The 1282-nt window shown below is 62.9% G+C and carries 2 protein-coding genes; both read right to left on the bottom strand.

All coding sequences use genetic code 11. The features are described from left to right. On the bottom strand, positions 1-664 hold a 664-nt coding region (locus ABT116_RS47305), incomplete at its 3' end, for an MFS transporter (RefSeq protein WP_351647567.1). 96 nt (positions 665-760) lie between these two features. Next, the gene (locus tag ABT116_RS47300) at positions 761-1171 is read right to left on the bottom strand and encodes an LmrA/YxaF family transcription factor (protein WP_351647565.1); all 411 of its coding nucleotides are present in this window, start codon (positions 1169-1171) and stop codon (positions 761-763) included. Positions 1172-1282: the final 111 nt, after the last annotated feature.

Raw genomic sequence — 1282 nt, 5'->3', positions numbered from 1 at the left:
CACGATGTGGTGCGTCGATGATGGTCCACACCAGAATGACGATGCCCAGTAGCGACAAGATTGTTCCGACGAAATCGAATCGGCCGACGTGGAGCGCCTTCGATTCCGGAACAACCAGCAGCACACCGACGATGACCAACAACGCTGCCGGAACGTTCATCCAGAACACCGAGTGCCAGGAGAAGTGCTCGAGAAGCCAGCCGCCCGCAGTCGGGCCGATGGCAATCGCGAAGCCGGCCATTGCGGTCCAGGCCGCGATGGCGATGGCCCGTTCTCTGGCGTCGGTGAAGATATTGGTGATCATGGCCAAGGTAGCCGGGAAGACAGCCGCGGCAAAGACACCCATGGCGGCGCGCGCCATGATCACCTGTTCGAGGTTGGAAGCCAGAGCGCCGACGAGAGACATCGCGCCGACGCCGATCAGGCCGATGATCATCACTCGGCGGCGTCCGAAGCGATCGCCCAGGTGGCCGAAAGTGAGCAGGAACCCGGCGAACGTCAACGTGTACGCGTCGACGATCCATTGCAGGTCGCTGACGCTGGCGAACAGGTCGACGCTCATCGTCGGCAGCGCGACGTTGACCACTGTGTTGTCCAGCACGACAAGGAGTTCGGCGAGGCAGATGAAGATCAGCGCAGCGAATCGACGGGACTTGGTCATCATGGGCGCCGAGGGCGCCGGTGCAAGTGTGTGAGACATGTTTGTACGCCATCTCTGCTCCTGCGCGAACGGCAGCAGCGGTTGGAAGTAGGTGGTCAGTCAGCTCGGGGCTGAGACCAGTGCCTTGAGGTGAGCGCCGATGCGATCGAGAGGCGAGGTGGTGTGCTGGGCTTTTGCCATCAGGGTTGCGCCTTCGATCGACGCGATCACGACGGTTGCCCACTGTGCTGCAGTCTCGGACGGCTGTCCCTGCTGCCAGAAGAACGATGTGAGGAGCGATTCCCACGAAGTGAAGGATTCGCCGGCTGCAGTCAGCGCGGCCGGTGTCGACGAGCCCTCGACGGCCGCGGCCGCGACCGGACAGGAGGACGTGAAATTGCTCTCCACCAAGCTGTTTCGGAAAATCGTGACAACTGCGTCGATGATCTCCGGTGGGGAAGACTGAGCGATCATCGAACTGATGGCTGCGCTGATGCCCCGGCCGAAGTACGCGACGGCCTCACCGGCCAACTGTCCTTTGCGACGGGGAAGGCGTCTCCCGCATCGACACCGCCCGGGCGTACGTCGACTCCACGCTGCCCGGCAAGCTCGACACCGGGTCGACGCCGATCGAACGGAGGA

The sequence above is a fragment of the Streptomyces sp. NPDC002130 genome (assembly GCF_040296465.1).
Lineage (GTDB): Bacteria > Actinomycetota > Actinomycetes > Streptomycetales > Streptomycetaceae > Streptomyces.
Note: the sequence above shows the minus strand (reverse complement) of the source record. Positions and strands in the feature narration are given on the sequence as shown.